The sequence below is a fragment of the Halopseudomonas sp. L-58 genome (assembly GCF_056859475.1).
Genome location: NZ_JBSXON010000089.1, coordinates 41,638 through 62,315, shown reverse-complemented (window position 1 = coordinate 62,315; position 20,678 = coordinate 41,638). Strand labels below are relative to the sequence as shown.

General features: G+C 61.6%; 20 protein-coding genes. 7 read left to right on the top strand and 13 right to left on the bottom strand.

Translation table 11 applies throughout. The features are described from left to right. Nucleotides 1–5: 5 nt before the first annotated feature. The 11 genes from dmpE to AC13EY_RS18925 all read right to left on the bottom strand — a co-directional run bounded on the left by dmpE (nt 6) and on the right by AC13EY_RS18925 (nt 9,116). Nucleotides 6–791, bottom strand: a complete 786-nt coding sequence (dmpE, locus tag AC13EY_RS18975; RefSeq protein ID WP_335598847.1) for a 2-oxopent-4-enoate hydratase — start codon at nt 789–791, stop codon at nt 6–8. A gap of 2 nt (nt 792–793) precedes the next feature. After that, nucleotides 794–1,648, bottom strand: a complete 855-nt coding sequence (locus AC13EY_RS18970; protein ID WP_335598846.1) for an alpha/beta fold hydrolase — start codon at nt 1,646–1,648, stop codon at nt 794–796. A 7-nt stretch (nt 1,649–1,655) separates the two neighbouring features. After that, nucleotides 1,656–3,116, bottom strand: a complete 1,461-nt coding sequence (locus AC13EY_RS18965; protein ID WP_482877060.1) for a 2-hydroxymuconic semialdehyde dehydrogenase — start codon at nt 3,114–3,116, stop codon at nt 1,656–1,658. Nucleotides 3,117–3,147: 31 nt separating this feature from the next. Further along, nucleotides 3,148–4,071: a catechol 2,3-dioxygenase gene (locus tag AC13EY_RS18960; RefSeq protein WP_335598845.1), complete on the bottom strand. Its 924-nt coding sequence runs from the start codon at nt 4,069–4,071 to the stop codon at nt 3,148–3,150. Next, complete coding sequence (locus AC13EY_RS18955) at nt 4,071–4,400, bottom strand: 2Fe-2S iron-sulfur cluster-binding protein (protein ID WP_083727634.1); 330 nt, start codon at nt 4,398–4,400, stop codon at nt 4,071–4,073. The genes AC13EY_RS18960 and AC13EY_RS18955 overlap by 1 nt, the downstream gene beginning before the upstream one ends. A gap of 99 nt (nt 4,401–4,499) precedes the next feature. Beyond that, nucleotides 4,500–5,561 (bottom strand): NADH:ubiquinone reductase (Na(+)-transporting) subunit F, encoded by a 1,062-nt coding sequence (locus AC13EY_RS18950; RefSeq protein WP_335598844.1) that lies wholly within the window; start codon nt 5,559–5,561, stop codon nt 4,500–4,502. Between the two features lie 10 nt (nt 5,562–5,571). Further along, complete coding sequence (locus tag AC13EY_RS18945; protein WP_482877062.1) at nt 5,572–5,931, bottom strand: phenol hydroxylase subunit P4; 360 nt, start codon at nt 5,929–5,931, stop codon at nt 5,572–5,574. Nucleotides 5,932–5,993: 62 nt separating this feature from the next. Further along, on the bottom strand, nt 5,994–7,538 hold the full coding sequence (locus tag AC13EY_RS18940; RefSeq protein WP_335598842.1) for an aromatic/alkene/methane monooxygenase hydroxylase/oxygenase subunit alpha: 1,545 nt from the start codon (nt 7,536–7,538) through the stop codon (nt 5,994–5,996). A gap of 10 nt (nt 7,539–7,548) precedes the next feature. Next, nucleotides 7,549–7,821, bottom strand: a complete 273-nt coding sequence (locus AC13EY_RS18935; RefSeq protein WP_335598841.1) for an MmoB/DmpM family protein — start codon at nt 7,819–7,821, stop codon at nt 7,549–7,551. Continuing rightward, nucleotides 7,818–8,819, bottom strand: a complete 1,002-nt coding sequence (locus tag AC13EY_RS18930) for an aromatic/alkene monooxygenase hydroxylase subunit beta (RefSeq protein WP_233048734.1) — start codon at nt 8,817–8,819, stop codon at nt 7,818–7,820. Before AC13EY_RS18930 ends, AC13EY_RS18935 begins: the two co-directional genes overlap by 4 nt. A 45-nt stretch (nt 8,820–8,864) precedes the next feature. Beyond that, nucleotides 8,865–9,116, bottom strand: a complete 252-nt coding sequence (locus AC13EY_RS18925; RefSeq protein ID WP_233048733.1) for a phenol hydroxylase subunit — start codon at nt 9,114–9,116, stop codon at nt 8,865–8,867. A 365-nt stretch (nt 9,117–9,481) separates the two neighbouring features. Here AC13EY_RS18925 and AC13EY_RS18920 point away from each other — a divergent pair, with 365 nt between their 5' ends. Further along, complete coding sequence (locus AC13EY_RS18920; protein WP_233048732.1) at nt 9,482–11,197, top strand: sigma-54-dependent Fis family transcriptional regulator; 1,716 nt, start codon at nt 9,482–9,484, stop codon at nt 11,195–11,197. 123 nt (nt 11,198–11,320) lie between these two features. Here AC13EY_RS18920 and AC13EY_RS18915 read toward each other — a convergent pair whose 3' ends face one another. Continuing rightward, nucleotides 11,321–11,509 (bottom strand): hypothetical protein, encoded by a 189-nt coding sequence (locus AC13EY_RS18915; RefSeq protein ID WP_482890433.1) that lies wholly within the window; start codon nt 11,507–11,509, stop codon nt 11,321–11,323. 61 nt (nt 11,510–11,570) lie between these two features. Here AC13EY_RS18915 and AC13EY_RS18910 point away from each other — a divergent pair, with 61 nt between their 5' ends. From AC13EY_RS18910 to AC13EY_RS18885, 6 genes are all read left to right on the top strand, one after another. Further along, on the top strand, nt 11,571–12,494 hold the full coding sequence (locus AC13EY_RS18910; RefSeq protein WP_482890432.1) for a WD40/YVTN/BNR-like repeat-containing protein: 924 nt from the start codon (nt 11,571–11,573) through the stop codon (nt 12,492–12,494). Nucleotides 12,495–12,503: 9 nt separating this feature from the next. Next, complete coding sequence (locus AC13EY_RS18905; RefSeq protein WP_233048730.1) at nt 12,504–14,939, top strand: efflux RND transporter permease subunit; 2,436 nt, start codon at nt 12,504–12,506, stop codon at nt 14,937–14,939. A 44-nt stretch (nt 14,940–14,983) separates the two neighbouring features. Next, entirely contained in the window at nt 14,984–16,873 is a 1,890-nt protein-coding gene (locus tag AC13EY_RS18900; protein ID WP_233048729.1) for a DUF1302 family protein, read from the top strand. Nucleotides 16,874–16,886: 13 nt separating this feature from the next. Beyond that, a complete protein-coding gene (locus AC13EY_RS18895) occupies nt 16,887–18,206 on the top strand; it encodes a DUF1329 domain-containing protein (RefSeq protein ID WP_228245648.1) in 1,320 nt (439 codons plus the stop codon). 316 nt (nt 18,207–18,522) lie between these two features. Next, nucleotides 18,523–19,239, top strand: a complete 717-nt coding sequence (locus AC13EY_RS18890; RefSeq protein ID WP_228245647.1) for a hypothetical protein — start codon at nt 18,523–18,525, stop codon at nt 19,237–19,239. Nucleotides 19,240–19,399: 160 nt separating this feature from the next. Continuing rightward, entirely contained in the window at nt 19,400–20,254 is an 855-nt protein-coding gene (locus AC13EY_RS18885) for an SDR family NAD(P)-dependent oxidoreductase (RefSeq protein ID WP_228245646.1), read from the top strand. Between the two features lie 149 nt (nt 20,255–20,403). On the opposite strand, the gene AC13EY_RS18880 is transcribed toward AC13EY_RS18885, so the two are convergent. Further along, entirely contained in the window at nt 20,404–20,559 is a 156-nt protein-coding gene (locus AC13EY_RS18880) for a hypothetical protein (RefSeq protein ID WP_228245645.1), read from the bottom strand. Nucleotides 20,560–20,678: the final 119 nt, after the last annotated feature.

The window sequence follows — 20,678 nt, the reverse complement described above, 5'->3', positions numbered from 1 at the left end:
TCGAGTCACACGAAACGCACGCTGGCCGTGCCCATACCGCCAATGCTGACCTGCATGAAATCACCGGCCTTGACCGGCTCAAGCGGTACCAGCGAGCCGGACAGGATGACCTCACCGGCCTTCAGGGAAATACCGAAACGCCCCAGGGTGTTGGCCAGCCAGGCAACGCAGTTGACCGGTGAGCCCAGCGCTGCAGCGCCCGCGCCGGTACTGATGATCTGGCCGTTCTTTTCCACCACCATGCCGCAGGTCACCAGATCGACCTTGCGCGGCGACACCGCCTGATCACCCAGCACGAACAGCCCGCAGGAGGCGTTGTCGGCGACCGTATCCTGAATCGCGATCTTCCAGTCCTGGATACGCGAATCGACGATCTCGAAGCACGGCATCACGCATTCGGTTGCCGCCAGTACATCGGCGTTGGTGACCCCGGGGCCGGTGAGGTCGCGCTTGAGAATGAAGGCAATCTCGCCTTCGGCGCGCGGCTGCATCAGCTTTTCGCTGATCGGCATGGCTTCACCGCTGTTGTAGACCATGGCATCGGTCAGGTAGCCAAAATCGGGCTGGTGCACATTGAGCATGTTCTGCACCGCCTTGCTGGTGACGCCGATCTTCTTGCCGATCACCCGCTCACCGGCGTCCAGTCGGTTCTGCAGCATGCGCAGCGAGATGTGATAGGCATCGTCGATGCTGATATCCAAGCCACGACTGGTCAGCGGGCTGACCGCCTCGCGCTTGAGCATTGCCTGGTACAGCTCGTCGCCAAGCTGGTTGATCTGAGTCTGATCCATGATCAGTTCGCTCCTGAAGCGCTGTCGGCTTCGCTGAGAAAATCTTCCACCAGCCGCGCAAAGCGACCGGCATGTTCGATCTGGGTCCAGTGGCCGCAATGGCCATAGACATGCAACTGGGCATTGGGAATCAGCTGCGCCAGCTGCAGTGAGGCCTGCAACGGGATGACCTGATCCTCGCGCCCGTGGATAACCAGCGTCTCGTGTTGCACGGCGCGGATATCCGCCTCGTTGCTGGCAAGGCCGTCGACCCAGCGCTGACGTGGCGCCGGGAACATCTGCGCAAAGGATTCCTGGAACCCGGGGCGGATACTGGCCTGGTAACGCAGCTCGGCTAGTTCGTCGGTGACCAGCGCGCGGTCGTAGGCAAAGGTATCCATCAGGCTGCGCATGGTCTGGAAGGACGGCTCATAGCCCCAGACCCGATCCAGCCCGTCGGTAATCGGGAAGCTCACGCCAACGCTGCCCATCAGCACCAGCCGGCGCACTCGATGCGGATAGCGAATGGCGAGCGCCAGCGCGATACCGCCGCCAAAAGAGTTGCCCACCAGATCAGCCTGTTCGATGCCCAGTGCATCGAGCACGCCGATGGCATGCTCGACCCAGACATCGCGCTGATAATCCGGGTTGGCCGGGCGCTCGCTGTAACCGAAGCCCAGCATGTCGGGGGCAATGACCCGGCGCTGTTTGGCCAGCTCGGGCATCACCAGACGCCAGTTGGCCCAGGCGGTGACGCCCGGCCCGGAGCCGTGAATCAGCATCAGCGGGAAGCCTTTGCCATGCTCATGCAGATTGGTCTGGTAACCGCCGGCGATGATGCTGCGGCCCAACTCGGGACTCTCTACTGCCACATTCATAAGCACCTCACAGCTTCACGCAGATGTTTTTCATTTCGGTGTAGAACTCGAGCGAATGCACCCCGCCCTCACGCCCGATGCCCGACTGTTTGCTGCCACCAAAGGCGGTACGCAGATCGCGCAGGAACCAGCTGTTTACCCAGATGATGCCGGCCTCCAGCTGACCGGCGACCCGGTGCGCACGGGTGACGTTTTCGGTCCAGACGGCCGAGGCCAGGCCGTAGGGCAGGCTGTTGGCCAGAGCCACGGCTTCTTCTTCGCTGTCAAACGGGCGGATATGGCAACAGGGGCCGAAGATCTCTTCGGTTACCACGGCCGAGTCATCCTTCAGGTCGGTCCAAATAGTCGGCTGCACCCAGGCGCCGTGGGCCAGCTCTGCCGGCATGTCCGGCACACCGCCGCCGGTAATCACGGTGGCCCCGTCCTCAACGGCTTTCTGGTAGTAGGACAGCACCTTCTCACGGTGCTTAAGGCTGATCAGCGGACCAAAATTGCTGGTGGCATCGTCCGGCGGGCCTAGCACCAGCTGCTCGGCACCGGCTTTCAGGCGCGCGACAAACTCGTCGAAGATCGGCCGCTGAACGTAGACACGCTCGGTGCCCAGACACACCTGACCGCAGTTGGCAAAGGCCGAGCGCAGCGTGCCCTCGATCGCCTTGTCCATGTCGCAGTCGGCAAACACGATGCCGGCATTCTTGCCACCCAGCTCAAGGGACACCTGACGCACGCCGTTGGCGGCTGCCTTCATGATGGTTTCGCCGGTGCCGGTCTCGCCGGTGAAGGTGTAGGCGTTCACATCCGGATGCTCGGTCAAGAAGGCGCCGGCCGAGTTGCCACCAAAACCGTGGACCACGTTGTAGACCCCATCGGGCACCCCGGCCTGCTGCATGACCTCGCCCAGCAGCGCAGTGGTGGTCGGCGTTTCCTCGGAGGGTTTGACCACCACGGTATTACCGCAGGCCAATGCCGGGCCGACCTTCCAGGTCATCAGCAGCAGCGGCAGGTTCCAAGGACTGATCACACCGATCACGCCCTTGGGCCGGCGAACCGCGTAGTTGAGCGCACCAGCACCGTCCGGCGTTGCCATCTCGAATGCCTCGGCGGCAACATTCTTGATCAGGTCGGCGAATACCTTGAAGTTGGCGGCGCCACGCGGAATGTCGATATGGCTGGCCAACGAACGCGGCTTGCCGGTGTCCAGACATTCGGCTTCGAGGAACTCATCAAAGCGCGCGGTGATGCCATCGGCAACCCGGTGCAGGATGGCCGTGCGCTCCTCGACCGACATCTTTCCCCAAGGCCCTTTCAGCGCCGCCCGCGCTGCGCGCACGGCGGCATCAACTTCCTCGCGCCCGGCTTCGTGCACCTTGCTGAGCACTCTGCCGTTGGCCGGGTTGATATTGTCGAACAGCCGACCGCTGGCCGAGCCGACGTACGCGCCGTTGATGTAATGCTTGATTTCTTTCATGGCTAAACAGCTCCCGCCAAAATAGGTAAGGTCAGGTCAGTACGGTGAGAAAACGCTCATTGAGCTGACGGTCGTGGTAGAAAATCGCCTTGCCTAGGTCCGCAGCGGCCCAGGTAACCGGTTTGTGGTCCGGGTAGTTGTAGTCGCCACCGCAGAACACCTCATTACGGTTACCGGAGGGGTCGAAGAAATAGATGGTCTTGCCGTGGGTCAGACCGTGGCGGGTAGGGCCGATATCGATCGAGGTATCGGTCATGCTGATCAGGTCGGCGGCGCGCAGCACGTCCTCCCAGTTTTCCAGAAAGAAGGAAACATGGTGAAACTTGCCTTTCTCGGGGTGCATGATGAAAGCCACGTCATGCGCTTTGGTCGAGATGCTGAGGAACTGGGCGATGCGGTCGCCGTTCTCGTCCAGCACCTGCTCGGCCAGGTAAAACCCCAGCACATTGACGAACAGATCGTAGGTGGCCGCCAGCTCATCGCCATACATCAGGCAGTGGTCGAAACGCACCGCGCGCATGCCCTTGAGGTCCATTGGCCAGGCCTCCGGGTTAACCTCGGTGACGCCCCACTTGCCGGTGTATTCCTTCTCGGCATAGAGCTCAAAGGCGTGCCCGCTGGGAGCGACAAAGCGGATGCGGCGGCCACAGCCGCGCAGCTCGCCGGCCGGAATATGCTCTACTGGGCAGCCCCAGGCGAGCAGGTCCTGCTCCAGCTGCACCAGCGTTGCCTCGTCCACCACCTTGAAGCCCATGAAATCCATGCCGGGCTCATCGGAGGGATTGAGCACCAGCGAGAATTTGTCGACCTCGGTCCAGGCTTTCAGGTAAATCCGGCCCTGTTCGTCGCGGTCGGTTTCAATCAGGCCGACCAGGTCGCGATAGTGTTTCAGGGCGGCTTCGGCATCCAGTACCCGGATCTGCACGTGACCGGGACGCATCACACCTTTTCTCATCACATCACCTCATTGGAATTGTTGTTGGTGCCTGCCAGCTCGGGTGCTGGCCGATATTCAAAGCTCAGGTCACTGCGCGGATAGACCCGACAGGCCAGTACCCGTCCGCAGCGGCGCGATGCCTCGTCTACGTGTTTTTTGCTCATGGGCCCGCAGCTGAACTCGCCGCTGATCACATGGACCTTGCACAGACCGCAGCCACCGCCGCGGCAGCCCACCGGAATGCAGCGCTTGCCGGCCAGCTCCATCGCCTTGAGCAGCGAGTTATCGCTTGCGCAGTTGAAGCGCAGGCCTCTGACCAGCTCGGTCATTTCGAATGTGTCAGTCATCGTTGTTATTCTCGACTGCCGTTCGTTTGCTCACGCCAAGGCCCTGTCACCCGTCGCTGCGGCACTGCGCAACCGAGGGCTGGCCTTCGCGTCCAGGATTCAGATCCGCTTGAATAGCGCGGAGCGCTGGGTGCCCTCTGCGCCGTCGGCGGCGGTGTAGAAACGCTCCATAAAAATGTCGCGCTCAAACAGCCGGCCCTGCATCAGGGCGGTAATCGCCGCATCGATCATCGGCGGCGGGCCGCACAGGTAGGCCTTGTGACCGGCAAAGCGGCCGTCAAAGTGCGCCTTGGCAGCGTCGTGCACATAGCCACGGAAACCCTGCCACTCGCTGTCATCGGCGGCCTGGCTGAGCGCCGGTACATAGGTGAAATTGGCGTGGCTGGCAGCCAGTTGCTCGAACAGCTCGGCGTTATAGAGCTCGCTGCGGTTGCGTGCGCCCTGAAACAGGGTGATTTGGCGGCTGTCGCCCTGTTCCAGCAGGTCGAGAATCATCGACTGCGGGCTGGACAGCCCCGAGCCGCCGGCAATAAAGATGAGATCGCCCTGCTGCGAGTTGCGTACAAAGAACATGCCGTAGGGTCCGGACAGCGATAGCTGATCACCCACCTTCAGTTGCTGATGGATGTAGCCGGTGGCTGCGCCACCTTCTACCAGCCGCACATGCAGCTCGACCTCGTCCGGCCGGCTCGGCGGATTGGCCAGCGAGAACGCACGGCTGCCCTCAATGCCCGGCAGTTCCAGGTTGATGTACTGGCCCGCCTGAAACTGCATCGCGCGATCCAGCTTCAGGCGCACGCCCAAAATGGTCGGTGACAGTGGCAGCAGTTCGCTGACCGTGGCCTGGTAGTCCTCTACCGAATAGCCCTCGAAGTCCTCATCCACATCGATATCGGCTTCGATGGTCACATCGCTCTGCACCGTGGCGCAGCAGGCCAGCACCTTGCCTTCGTCGCGCTCGACATCCATCAGCGCGAACGGCGAGGCCTCGCCGATATCCACGTCGCCCTCCAGCACCTGCACCTTGCAGGTCGCGCAGGTGCCGTGGCCGCAGGCAAACGGCAGCCAGACGCCCTGACGCAGCGCGGCCTGGAGGATGGTCTGGTCTTGTTCGACTTCGATCTGTTCGCCGGTCGGCTCAATCGTGACTGTGTAGCTCATGACCGCCTCCTCAGACTACGCCGCCGGCGATACCGTCAAGGCCGGGCACGCGCAGGGTCAGCATCGCTTTGTGCGTCACCCCATTCTGCGCCAGGCTGAGCGCAGGGTCCGGGCTGAACGGCTGGTGGTTGAGCTGCCACTGGGCCTGGCCAAAGTCCAGGCCGGCGGCCTGCGGGTGGGCGACAATGGCCGGGCGCACAACCTCCTCGCAGAACTCGCCCATGCTCATCTCGGGCGACGCTAGAAAGCAAAACGGCGAACAGAACAGCAGATGGTTCGGCCAGTACAGATAGACCAGTTGCATGCCATTGAAGTTGGCCTGCAGGTCACGCGGCTCGGCGGTGTATTGATAAAGGGCTTTAACGCTCATGGAGATCACCTTGTTCTTGTTGTCGCCCCGACCTGTCGGTCGGGGACGGGTGTTGTGAAAGCTCAGGCGGCGTCCCGGGAGTCGTCATCGCCCCCGAGCGGCCGATTGCCCTTGATCGCCTGCCAGCGCTGGTGATCCGGCGACCCCACGTAGTCGAAATTGTCCTGGCCGATATTGATGTGGTAGTACTTCGAGACCACGGTCTCGACGTCTGCACCCTCGCAATTGCCCTGATAGATCTGGTGCACAGGCAACCAGGACTGGATGTACTTCTCGGGCTCGTGCTTGAAAATGTCGCAGCAGCCATCCGAGCAGAAGTGATAACGCTCGCCCTCGTGCTCGAGTGTGCGCAGGCTCAGCTGGGTCGGATCGCCATGCTCGGTGAACAGGGCCGGCACCTGACACACCTGGCACAGCTGCGGCAGGGTGTTGTTGTAGAAACGCTCACCCTTGTCCTGCATCTTCTGCCAGTGCTCGAAACGCGGGCGGTAGTACTTGTCGAAGGTGTCCGGGTACTGTTCGGACAGCCAGTCCATTTCCGCTGCACTGGGCAACCAGGTATGGAAATTGGTGGCGTGGCTGTACTGATAGAAGGTCGACCACAGCTGATGGCTGATGTGGTGCTTGCCGTCGTTGGCCACGTCCTGATACTTGGGCGGGCGAATGCCGTAACGCTCCAGATCCTTGAACAGGGCGCCGCCGTTCTGCTCGTAATAGACCTCCCACGCATCCTTCCAGGACATCACCTTGTTGGGCAGCATGTAGTCCATCATCATGCTGACCAGGCTCAGCAGGCGGTAGCCGCGCCAAAACCACTTGTCGATCCAGTGCTGCACGATCGGCACGTTGTCCTCGTGCTGTTCGAGCATGAACTTGATGACCTCAAGGCCCAGGGTCATGTGACGGGCTTCGTCCGATTGCGCCGAGAAGCCGAAGGTCACGGTGGCCATATCGCCGTTGTACGCCGCGCCGGACATGAACGGCACGAACAGCAGGTTGGTCAGCACGTATTCGAACGAGAACGAAATGGCGGTCAGAAACTCGAACGGGCCGGCCGAGCGGGCGTCGTCAAAGAACGACTTGGGCACCGACAGGAACCAGACCCGGTCGTGCATGTGGGCAAAATCGTGCAGGCCGTTGAAGTGCTTGTTGTAGTGGCTCATGGCGTGCAGCTGGGTCTGCACGTGACGCAGCTCGTCAATCGACTGCATCTGGCAGGCTACCCGCGCACCGGCACCGCTGAAATGCCGACCGACCTTGGCATAGCCCTGAAACGCGCCGTATTCCAGCGGCGAAACACCGGTCAGAAACAGCTTGAGGGCGTTGACGTAGCGCGCATCGGAAATGTTCTGGTGGCCGTTGTTCTGGGCGAAGGCGTCGAAGATGGCGTACAGCTTCTTCTCTTTCTCGGCCTGATACTTCCAGTAGGCATCCATGGTCAGGCGGAAGGGGTCTTCCCACTTGTCCCAGTCGGTGATCTTGATCCCTTCGAAGCGTTCGTAGGGAAAGATGTCTTCCTTCTTCTGGTAGCTCGGTTCCCAGGCCATGTCGCGGGTCAGGTACTGGTACTTGTCTTTGAGGCTGAGCTTCTTGTTCTTGGTAGCCATGAGGGGTCTCCTAGTTTTTCCACTCGAGGATGAAGTGGTCATCATCCTCATCCACGTTGCCGCCGATGCTGATCACGTCCAGGAGCATCTCCTGCACGTCCCACTCACGGCCGATCTTTTCCTCAACCGTGGCACGGTTGATTACCAGGCGCTTTTCAGCCTGGATGCGGATCATGGCCGGGTGGTACTGCACTTCGGCGTGAGGGTTGTCTTCGGCAATCGCCTCTACCAGGTAGCGGGCGTTGTCGTTGTCCTGAAAAACGATGAAGGCAAGCTGGCTCATGCGGCGACCTCCTCGACGACCAGGCCGAGCTTCTTCAGCCGCTGGTCGAATTGGCCAACCACCTCGTCCAGCGCTGCGACACCGACGCTGGCGTTGGCGAGCGGCTGCAGGGCAGCGATGACCCGCGGCTGCCAGTGGGCAATCCAGCGCTGCAACTGCTCGGCATTGGCATCACTTTCCGCGCGCACGGTCTTGAGCATGGCGTCGACCCAGCGGCAAGATTCGGCGTGCCAGTCACGCATGAACTCGGTGAGCATCGAGACATCCTCGGCCCCCTGCTCCGCCAGCCATTGATCGAACTTGTGATACATCAGCGGGTACAGCAGGCCGTCGATCAGCAGGTTCTGCAGTACGGTCAGCTCGAACCAGTCCTTGACCACCAGACTGTCCTCAACCAGCTTGCGCAGCGGCTGCCAGAGCGCGTCTTCCATCCAGTAGGTCTTCGAGCGATCCAGTGCCTCGCCGGTGCTGCCATCGATCAGCAGGGCAATGCGCGACAGGTACTGGCCCATGCCCAGGCGGTCCATGGCCTGATAGATGTGCAGCTGAGTGACCGTGCCGGCCACCGCATCGCCAGCGATGCTGCTGTTGTTCATGTTGGCGCCCAGCTCCATATGGCGCAGCGGCACCAGCAGACGCAGCAAAGTTTCCTGCAGCGCCTCCGGCATGCGGGTCAGCAGATTGCGCTTGTCGCAGAAGCTGAAGCTGTGCTCGGCGGCCTCCTGCATCTTGGCGCGGTTCTGCACGTAGGCACCGTAAAAGAACTGGCGGGGATCGCTTACCGCGTACCAGTCGGCCATTCGGATGGCGGTGCGGGTCGGGTCATTCAGACCGTGCTCGGCATCCCACAGGGGGCGGTAATGGAAGTTGGTGGTCGCCTCGATATCGAAGCTGGCTTCCTGATAGCGCGAGGCAGGCTTGTCGCCAAAGCGGCGCTTGATGTTGCTGTAGGTGTGCCGAATCGGCTCCACCGAGTTGGTTTTGATTTCAATGCTCATGACAACCGTACCGTTTTGTTTTTGTAGGGGTGTGTCGGATCGCAATCAGCGCTGGCCTTTCTCGCCGAAGCGCCACTTCACCATGTCCTCGTCAACCTGACGGGCCATGGCCTCATCCATGTGAACAACCTGGTTGTGTTTGCAGAACTGAACGAAAGCGTCCTTCGGAAGCACCAGTTCGACGAACAGATCGGGGTGACCGATGGCAAAGTCGAACTCGACAAAGCGGGCGTCCGGTTCGCTGCGTACCCGAATCCAGCGGGTCATCTGGTCAAAGCTTTGGGCGGGCTGGCTCATAGGGCTTTACCGTGCTTGTTGTTGTGAGCAGACCTACAGCAACGGCTATGCCAGCCAGCGATAACGGCGCGAAATCAGACTTCAACCAATTGATATTCAAGACTTTTTATTTTTACCCATTGATAAACCGCATCACCGGAAGCGCTCGGCAGCGGGGGGGAATCGCGGGGGGAATTTAATGATTTGATGAAAAAGCGCTGCGCATGTCAGCAAATGCTCACCCAGCGCGACGCCCCCTTGGCCAATTAATCATTTGGTTGATTTTTAACCGCAGACAGCGTCAAGATGCCGAGACACTCAGCGCGTCACAGCATGTTGTGAGACAGCGCAAACCGCCCAACAAAAACAACAGGGGCTAATGCATCATGGCGACCAGCTACAAGCCGCACCTGCAGTATTCGGACTATCACGATCTGACCGAGCAGATCCGTTTTCAGAGCACTGACGGCAAAATCTGGTTTGCCGAGCAGCGCATGCTGCTGATGCAGGTGTCCGCCATGGCCAGCTTCCGACGTGAGCTGGTAAACACCCTCGGCATCGAGCGCGCCAAGGGCTTTTTCATGCGCATGGGCTACCAGTCAGGGCTCAAGGATGCCGAGCTGGCTCGCAAGCTCAGGCCTCACAACAACGAGCTCGATATCTTCCTCGTCGGGCCGCAGCTGCATTCGCTCAAGGGCATGGTCAAGGTCAAGCCAATCCAGATCGATCTTGACCACCAGAAGGGCCACTTCTACGGCGAACTGGAGTGGGTAGACTCGTTCGAGGTCGAGATTTGCCAGACGGAACTGGGGCTGATGCATGAGCCGGCCTGCTGGTCGTTGCTGGGCTATGCCTGTGCCTACAGCTCCTCGTTCATGCGCCGCGAAATCATCTTCCGCGAAGTCAGCTGCCGCGGCTGCGGCGATGAGCGCTGCCTGATCGTCGGCAAGCCGGCGGAGGAATGGGATGACGCGGAGCAGTTCAAAAGCTACTTCAGGGAAGACCCCATCATTGAGGAGCTGTACGACCTGCAATCGCGGCTGAGTTCGCTGCAAAACGACCTGGATCAGCAGGAAGGTCAGTACTACGGCATCGGCCAGTCGAGCGCCTACAAAAAGGTCTGCAAAACCATCGACAAGGCCGCCAAGGGCAAGGTCTCGGTGCTGCTGCTGGGCGAGACCGGCGTTGGCAAGGAGGTGATTGCACGCAGTGTGCATCAACGCAGCGAGCGCGCCGATAAGCCGTTCGTGGCCGTCAACTGCGCCGCCATCCCGCCCGATCTGATTGAGGCCGAACTGTTCGGCGTTGAGAAAGGCGCCTACACCGGGGCACATCAGGCCCGTGCAGGCCGTTTTGAGCGGGCCAATGGCGGAACCATCTTTCTCGATGAGGTGATCGAACTACCGCCCCGGGCCCAGGCCACCCTGCTGCGCGTACTGCAGGAAGGCGAGCTGGAACGGGTCGGTGACTCGCACACCCGCAAGATCGATGTGCGGGTAATTGCCGCCACCAACGAAAGCCTGGCCGATGCCGTCGAAAGCGGGCGCTTTCGCGCTGACCTGTACTACCGCCTGAATGTGTTCCCGGTTCAGATTCCGCCACTGCGGGAGCGGCAGGAAGACATTCCGCTGCTGGCCGAACACTTCCTGCGCAAATCGCACCTCGCCTACCAGAAGCGCACCCTGGGGCTGTCGGACAAGGCACTGGAGCTGTGCCTGCACTACCGCTGGCCGGGCAATATCCGCGAACTGGAAAACGTCATCGAACGCGGCGTGATTCTGACCGACAGCAACGAGAGCATCAGCCAGGACGCGCTGTTCGCGGTCAGCCCGGAGCTGATGGAGAGCCCCAACGATGATCGTCTCAACGATTTCGGCACCATCGTCCATGGCAGCGACATCGCATCCGGAGGCGACTGGGTATCGCAGATTCTGACCTCCGGCGTCAGCCTGGAAGAGGTCGAAAACAGCCTCATGCGTCGCGCCATGGATGACGCCGGCCAAAACGTATCCGAGGCCGCCAGGAGGCTGGGGCTGACGCGCCCGGCGCTGGCATACCGGCTGAAGAAGTCCGGCATTCTCGAAGACAGCGAACAGCAGTAGCCCGGCAGCGGCTACCCGCCCGAACAGCTCCTTGCACCGGGCAAGGAGCGCCCTCTCACCCGTCAGAGCAACCCAGTCCGAACCCGCGCTTTACCAAATCAGCAAGCCCCGCCTGCACTTTTATCAATTGATCAAATTACCCTGCCCGAAACGCAGCTGCATTCCTGCGTAAAAACCACCATCCAATAAAAAATCGTTGCCAATCAGCCAGTTGGGATTATGCGAAAGCGCTGGCACAGCGCTTGCTACCGAGCTTCTGTCGCTCCGTGAATAAAAATAAAACCCTGATTGGTGACATACCATGTTTGACATACCAACACCTCTCCGAGGTGCGCCGGGTCGTCGGCATCTGCTTGCCGGACTGGCCTGCTCAATGCTCCTGACCGGCTGCGAGGCGCCGCTGAATCTGGATGCGGTAGAGCGCCAGCACAGCGAAGCCCTGCAACGCACCGACTTTTACCAGGCCATGGCCAGCAATGGTGAGACCACCCTCATCGTCGGTAACGATGGCGTGGTACTGCGCAGCGGTGATCAGGGCACCAGCTGGCAACGCCAGCCGCTACCGACCAGCATGAGCCTGGTCGACCTGGATGTGTGTCCAGACCGCAGTTTCATTGCCCTGAGTTTCGACAACCAGCTCTGGCACGGCAGCCCGGATGCCAGCCAGTGGCGCAGCCACTCGCTGCCCAGCAGCGAACAGATGATGGCGACCGCCTGCGCGCCGGACGGCAGCTGGTGGACGGTCGGCAGTTTCAGCACCCTGCAGCACAGCGCAGACCAGGGCGCCAGCTGGGACGAATCCAGTCTGGATGAGGACGCCATTCTCACCACCCTGCAGTTCATCGACGCCGAGCACGCTGTGGTAACCGGCGAATACGGGCTGGTCTATCAAAGCCGCGACGCCGGAATCAGCTGGGAGCCGGCCGGCAGCCTGCCTGACGAGTTCTACCCCCACGCCAGCTTCTTCCGCGACCTCGATGAAGGCTGGGTTGGTGGGCTGAACGGCTTCATCTGGCACACCCGCGATGCCGGCGAAACCTGGCGCAAGCAACCCAGCGGCACCGAAGCGCCGATCTTCGGCTTTGTCAGTGATGGCAACGCACTCTACGCCCTCGGCGAAAACACCACCGTACTCAGCCTGCACGGCAGCCGCTGGCAGCCGCTGGCCACGCCCAATCAGCCCCTGTATCTGCGTGCCGGTCTGCTCGTGCCCGAGCAGCATCTGCTGGCGGCCGGCGGGCGCGGCACGCTGCTGAATATTCAACTCCCAAAGGCCCTGGCGGCCAGCGCTGACTGAGGAACCGACATGTCTGGATTACATCGTTTTACCCATGCCATGCACGGTCTTGAGGTGTGGATGTTCAACAATCCACGCAAGGTGCTGGCCGCCATCGCCCTGCTGACCCTGCTGTTTGCGCTGCGCATACCGGGGCTGAAAATCTATACCGACTTTGCCGATCTGCTGCCGCAGGAACACCCCTATATCGAGCTGCACAACAGCATCAAGGACAGCTTCGGCGGGGCCAACGTGCTGGTCGTGGGCGTTGCCTTCGACAACGGTGACATTTTCTCCAACGCCAACCTGGCCACCATCGACCGGGTCACCCAGGCCGTCGACAACCTGCCCGGCGTCAACCACAACCTGGTGACCAGCGTCACCCACCGCAACTCGCGCAAGATCTGGCTGACCGAGGTCGGCTCGATCAACTCCGAGCCCTACTTTGACCCGCAAAACGGCAACTACAGCGATGAGCAACTGGCGCAGATGCGCGCGGATGTAGCCGCCAACCCGCGCATCTACGGCCCGCTGGTGTCCTCCGACTTCAAGATGGCGCTGGTCAAGGCGCAACTGATCGAAGGCCAGCTCGACTACGCCGCCACCTTCGCCCAGTTGCAGGCCCTTCGCGAGGCGGAAAGCGGCAATGGCGTCACCCTGTATGCCACCGGCCAGCCGGTGCTGGTGGGCTGGGCCTACACCTACATGGACCAGATTCTGCAGATTTTCATCTTTACCGTGCTGATCATGCTGTCGCTCTTGGTATTCCATTTCCGCAAGGCCTACGGGGTGCTGATTCCCCTCGGCGGCGTGCTGATCTCGACCATCTGGGGCCTGGGCATCATCAGCCTGCTGGGCTTCAACCTGGATCCGCTGGGGCTGGTTATTCCCTTCCTGATTGCCGCGCGGGCGATGAGCCACGGGGTGCAACTGGTCGAGCGCTACTACGCCGAGGTGCGTGTTCTTGGCAACGGCCCGAAAGCGGCCAGGGCGACCTTTGACAGCCTGTTCCGCCCGGGCTCGCTTGGCGTGGTCTCCGACGCCGTCGGTCTGTCGCTGATCGCCATCGGCTCCATTGCCCTGAATACCAAGCTGGGCGTGTATGCCTCGCTGTGGGCGATGACCGTGATCCTGACCGTGCTGATTGGCGTACCGCTGCTGCTGTCGATACTGCCGACACCGAAAAACCCCGAGATCAAGGAAACGTTCCTGCGCCACATCGGCGCCACCTGTGCCCGCACCGTCAGCCGTCCGGGCGCGGCGCGGGTCGTGCTTGGCGCTGCCGCGCTGGCCATTGCCCTGGGTCTGGTCGCCGCCTCCCAGGTACGCATCGGCGACTCGGAGCCGGGTTCACCCATCCTCTACCCGGACCACGACTACAACCTGTCGTCCAAGGAAGTGAATGACCGTTTCCCCGGCTCCGAAGAGCTGTACATCATCGCCGAACACGCCGAGAAAGGCGGGCTGAAAAAGCCCGAGGTTCTGCGCGCCCTGCAGGACTTGCAGGCGCACATGCTGGCCGATCCGGCGGTCGGTGGCAGCAAGGGTCTGCCGGACCTGATCAAGCAGGTCAACCGGCTGATGCACAACGACGATCCACGCTGGTTCCAGATCCCCCATGAAGCGGACTACGTCGGCGGCCTGATGTTTACCTACATGGCATCGAGCCCGATTCCCGGGGCGTTGAACGAGTTCAACGATACCGACGATCGCATCGCCAACCTGGTGTTCTACTACAAGGATCGCCAGGGCGAGACCATCCGTCGTGCCATTCACATGGCGCGCGAATGGATCGCCGAACACGACGGCCAGGTTGAAGGCCTGACCATCCGGCTGGCCGGCGGCACCCTCGGCGTTGCCGCGGCCATGAACGAGTCGGCCTTCGAAACCAATCTGGTCGTGCTGCCGCTGGTATTTCTGCTGATCTTCGCCTTCGTGATGCTGTTCTACACCTCCTGGCACGCCGGGCTGATGATGCTGTTGGCGATGACCTTCGCGACCACCCTCACCTACGCCTACATGGGCCTGGCCGGGCTCAACATCGACATCAACACCGTGCCGGTCATCGCCGTCGGCATCGGCGTGGGCATCGACTACTCGATCTACATGATGGACCGCATCCGCGAGGAGATGGCCAAGAGCGGCAGGCTGGTCGATGCCGTTCGCCAGGCGATCGCCACCACCGGCATGGCCATCAGTTTCACCGCCGTCACCCTGATGGCCGGCATCGTCATGTGGGTGTTGCTGTCGGACCTGCGCTTCCAGTCCGACGCGGCAATGCTGCTGTGCGTGATGATCGTCATCAACGGTCTGGCCGCCATGCTGCTGGTGCCCTCCTGGGTGCTGGTGATGCGCCCGCGCTTCATCACCGATGTCTACGCCGACGAGGATGGCATCCTGCATGCCGATCGCCCGGCAGCCAGTGCCCCGCAGCCTGTCGGGGCGCTGATAACGGGGCAAGGCTGAGTTCGACTCGTCCTGCCCTATCCCACTGTAATGAGGAACTGCCAATGCAAACAAAAATAAAAGGCCTCGGACGCTGGAGCCTCGCTCTGGCGAGTGGCACCGGGCTGTTGCTGAGCCCGCTCAGCGCTGCGATCGCCAGTGAGGAAACCGAGATAACCGGCTTCTACGAGAACGCGACCTACGTGCGTGACTCCGCCGGTCTGTCGAAATTTCGCAACACGGTGCAGATCAACGCTGAACGCGAGTTCGGCGAACTCGGCATCTTCAGCAACGTTTCCTGGAACGGCGTATTTCGTGGCAGCTACGACGGGGTCTACGACCTCAACAGCAACGAATACGGCCGCAGAGCCGGCGGCAGCATTCGCCTGGAGAACACCAGCGGTTTCGGCGGCAGCACCAGTGTGCCCCACGGTGGCGGTCTGAATTTGCCCAACACCTTCAATCTGGCCGATCACCCCAACAAGGGCATGATTGTGCTCGGCGAGAACCTGCACAGCACCAGCGGCGGCGTCGCCTTCGGCGTCCCGGTGCGGCCTTGTGATGTCGATAGCCGCGGTTGTATCAACGGCTATCTGGACCAAGACACCAACGAACTGCGCTTCTCCGAGTTCAATGACCGGCTCGACTTCATCCGCGAACTGTATGTCGACTTCGACTACAGCTTCGACAACGGCCACATCCTCAGCACCCGCCTGGGCAAGCAGCAGGTCGTCTGGGGCCGCACCGACCTGTTCCGGGTGCTGGACGTCATCAACCCGGTCGACTTCTCGCGCAATAATATTTACGACGAGCTGGAAGACATCCGCATCCCGATGTGGATCGTCAAATCCGACTACCGCATGGGCGCTGGCGACATCTTCGACGACCTGAACGTCTCCTTCGTCTGGAACTTCGACCGCTTCCGCCCGCACAACATCGGCCAATGCGGCTCGCCCAACGTGATTCTCGACGCGGGTTGCTTCTTCCGCGGCATGAACACACTCTGGGAGTACGGCGGCACCGTCGCTAATTTCGCCAACGGTAACATTGCCACCGACTTCGGCCCCGGCCAGATCGGCATCCGCAAAGCCCACATGCCCGCGTGGAGTTTGTCCAACACCCAGTTCGGTATCAAGCTTGAGGGTGTCTACCGCGACGTTGGCTTCTCGCTCAATGCACTCACCTACCGCAGCCAGTTGCCTTCGCTGCGCGGCGGTATCCCGGCGCAAAATGCATTCACCGGCGTCACCGGAATCTGGCCATCCCTCATCGCATTCGATATCCACTTCCCCCGCGTCAACCTGATCGGCGGCTCGCTGGACTACTACGCCCAGGGTCTGGATACCGTGTTCCGCGTCGAACTCGCTCACACCGAAGGCGAAGAGTTCGCCAACACCATCCAGAGCAGACTGTTCTCGGAGAGCAACGTCACGCGCTATGTGGTCGGTGCCGACAAGAACATCTTCATACCATGGCTTAACGGCCGCCGCGCCTTCCTGTTCTCGGGCCAGATCTTCGGCCAGCACATTCACGAGTACCAGAGTGAGCAGCGTCTCCTGGGCCGGGTAGGCATACCGGACTGGAAGGCCAACTGGACCGGCACCCTGCTGGTCAAGGGCTGGTGGATGAATGACCGGCTTAGCCCGCAACTACTGGCTGCGCATGACTTCCGCGCCGGTGCCACCACCATCGCACCAAGCATCGAATGGCTGGTCAGCGACAACCTGCGGGTCATCGGGGGCGCCAACCTGAAGGTCGGCAGCGGTGCCAACAAGTTCGATGACTGCCGCACCTGTAACCCCTGGGACCCGTTCACCGCCGGGTACCCGGGCCACCCCGAAGGTGTCAGCCTGGGCTTGAGCGGCTATGAGCCGTTGGGTCGCTTCCGCGCCGGCCCGCTGGGCATGGCCAAAAACCAGGATGAACTGCAACTGACCGTCCGCTACAGCTTCTGATTCGGAGAACAGCATGAACAACAACAAGCACACCCGTATCCTGGCCGGCGTACTGACGGCACTGGCGATGGCCTGCACCGCGCAGGCCCAGGCCGATGTCGTCGACAACAGCTTCTATCCCTATCGTGAGTCCGCGCCCAGCGCACCGGGGCTCACCACCGGCATGACCATCAACCAGGCCAACGTTGCCCAGTTCCGGGACATCATCGATCCGGCGTTCTACAACTTCATCGAGCAGGGCTGGGTTGAAATCAAGGTCGGCGAGACCACCTCCTTCGACCTTCATCCCAACTACGTGGAAGCCAGCCGGGCGGGTCTCGGCAACGTCAGTCTGGGCGCCAAGCCAGGCGAGCTGAATGGCTGGCAGGCCGGACGGCCATTCCCGGAAGAGCCGGATGCCAACGATCCGCGTGCCGGCGAGAAACTCGCCTGGAACTACAAGTACGGCTACAACTGGGGCGACAGTGCCGCCATCTCCCCGTTCTACTGGAAGTATCGGGACATGAACACCGACAAGGTTGAGCGCACCATCAAGTTCAACTTTCACTTCCTGAACTTCACCGGCCGGGTCAATCAGGAGCCGCTGCCGGCGATCACGCCCAACCCGTCGGAGCTGTTCCGCGGTATCTACGTGCAGGTGCTCGAGCCGCATGATGTGCGCAATACCCAGCTGCTCATCCACCGTGCCATGGACGACCTCAAGCGCGACAACTCCTGGCTGTATCTGGGCTTTCAGCGCCGCGTACGCCGCCTGGCCACCGGTCAGGTCACCGACGCCTTCCTTGGTTCAGATCTGATGATCGAAGACTTCGAGGGCTACAACGGCCGTATTTCCGACATGAACTGGGCCTACAAGGGCACCCGTTACATGCTCATGCCTTTCTACAACCACAACGAGCTGCAACTCGATACCGAAACCCATCAGGACAGCGACGGTTATCAGGTAGTAGCGTTCTCCGGCAAGGGCGGTTGCTTCCCGAACATCACTTGGCAGCTGCGCAAGGTCTACGAAGTGGAGGCCACCCCGGTCGACGGCAGCCACCCGCTGTCCCGCCGCGTGCACTTCATGGATGCCCAGACCTTTACCATCCCGCGCACCGTGGCCTATGACCGCAAGGGCAGCATGTGGAAAACCTTCACCATCGGCCAGGCCCACCCGGACCACCACCTGCCTGCCAACCAGGGCAGTGGCGTATCCATTGACGACAGCTTCAGCATGATCGACGTACAGGCCATGCACTGCACCACCGGCCAATTCAAGGGCCAGGTCGACCCCAGCCTGAGCACCCCGGACATGTTCAGCGTTCAGCACATGCGCGCCACCGGGAACTGATCAGCAACACCGGCACTGCTCCGTATTAAGCCCGCGCAACGCGGGCTTTTTTTGGTTTATTACGGCATGGCGGTGAGTAGACGACGATCATCCCGCAGACGCTGCTCCGCCTCGCCCAAACACTCACGGCCCGATAACCAGTCAGCATCTATCAACTGCACGTGCTCCCGCCGAGGGCTCGAATCGGGTAGAGTACGCTCTGTGTCAGGTAGACCCGCTTTGCCATTCCGTTTGCAGTACGCCGGCAGCACTGCAGGAAGGACCTCTGGAACGACGCAAATCCACGACGGAGCCCCATTCAGGAGAATATGGAAAGATGAAGAACACCCGCATCCACGCAGGCCTGCTGAGCCTGATCGCCGCCGGTATGCTGGCCGCCAGTCAGGCCCAGGCATTTGGTCTGGACTCGCTGAAGGCCGCCGCAGGCGCAGCGCTGAACACAGCAGCGCAAGGTGGCGAAGCCGCCGGTGCCGAGAACCTTGCACAGCAGCAGGATCTGCTGATGCAGCGCTTCAACGCGAGCATGAACAACATGCTGATGGCCCAGGCCAAAACCCTGGAAGCGACGGGACAAACCGACATCGCCAGTCGCACGCTGGCTGCGGCCGCCAACTATGCGCAGGGGGCAAACACGGACACGGCATCGATCGCCGCTGACACCGAGCTGACCAGCAGCAACCAGGCGCTGATTCAGAGTCTGCTCGCACAGGGCGGCACTCTGAGCGGAGCCAACCGCAGCACGCTGGCCGAGGCCATTCCTTTCTACCAGAACGGTCTGAAGGAAGGCTCGCTGCTGAGCGGCGCGTTCCAGAGCTGGCTGGCCAGCGCCAAGGGCAATGCCGGCTCGCTGCTGTCCAACCCGATGGCCGCCGGTGAGCTGACCCGCAGCATCGGTGAGGCCAGCTCCGTGGCACGCAATCTGCCCAGCCTGATCAACGCCTGGAGCGGCACCAGCCAGTCGTTCCTGAGCCTGGCCAACGCCAACCAGGTGGACGCCGGCCAGCTGCAGTCGATCCTCGCCGCACTCAACTGAGCGCCTTCAGGTCTTGTCCGGACGCGCCATGCGTCCGGTCAGGACCTGATCCTGCCGTTGCAGACTGTCGCCCCGGCGACAGATTCCTTCCTCCCTGTCTCCCTATGGTGAACGCCCGGCCGGGCCAGTCGCGGCACGACCATAACAGGAGAACAAGAAGATGAGTTTCGCATCCAGAGTGGTATGGATCACCGGCGCCTCCTCGGGCATCGGTGAAGCGCTGGCCAGGGCCATGCTGGCACAGGGCGCCGAGGTAATCCTGTCCGGTCGCCGCGCCGACGCGCTGCAGGCTCTGGCCGCCGTGGCGCCCGAGCGCACCCTGGTACTGCCCTTCGAAACCACCGACTACGACCGCCTGCCGGCATTGGTCGAGCAGGCCTGGGGCTGGCGTGGCCGCATTGATCTGCTGATCAACAACGCCGGGATCAGTCAGCGCAGCCTTGCGCTGGATACCAGCCTGCAGGTCTATCGCCAGTTGATGGAAGTCGACTATCTCGCGCCGGTTGCCCTGACCCAGTTGCTGCTGCCACGCCTGGTCGAGCAGGGCAGCGGTCAGCTGGCGGTGGTCAGCTCGGTTGCCGGCAAGCTAGGCGCGCCCCTGCGCACGGGCTACTGCGGTGCCAAGCACGCGGTAGTCGGCTACTTCGAGGCATTGCGCGCCGAAGTCGAGCAGGCCTACGGCATTGGTGTGAGCGTGATCATTCCCGGTTCGGTGCGCACCGCCATTGCCGCCAACGCGCTGGAGGGGGGCGGTAATGCACGCGGCCGGTCGGACGCCAACATCGACAACGGTATCGATCCTGACGACGCCGCGCGCACCATCATTGAGGGCCTGAGCGCCGGCAAGCACGACATCGTTGTTGCCGAAGGCATGGAGCTGATGGCGTTGCAGATGCGCGCGAGCGACCCGGAGCGTACCTTCGCCTTTACCGCTGCCGAAGGGGCGAAACTGGCGCAACAGCGGGCGGAGCTGGGGGCCGGCGCCTCGATCGACCCTAACGCGGTCAACCGCTGAACACACATGGCCAAGAGCAGGGAATATTTGGCTCTGGGCGACTGGGACGCCGCGCCGTCAGCAACACTGACGGCGCACCAGCCTGGCACATCAGCTATGGCATAGAGTATTTGCGGCTATGGGCAAAACCCGTTGATCAGCCATTCGACTCAAAAACGGCTGAACATATCGCTGACGAAGACCACCGGGATGGATGCAAAGGACGGCGCAGGCAGATCGGACTGCCCGGCAACAACCAGCGTTGCAGAAACGAATCCCAGCGCCAGAAGCGCCGGCACGAACCACGCGGAATAACGGCGTGTCATGTCTTTCTCCTTGCGCACCTCCGGCAGAGATGCACCAATCTTGTTTTTGTTAGCGGAGAACAGGCTGTTGCAGAAATTGCTACACGTCCAGCAAAAAACACCACCTTCTGACAATTTTT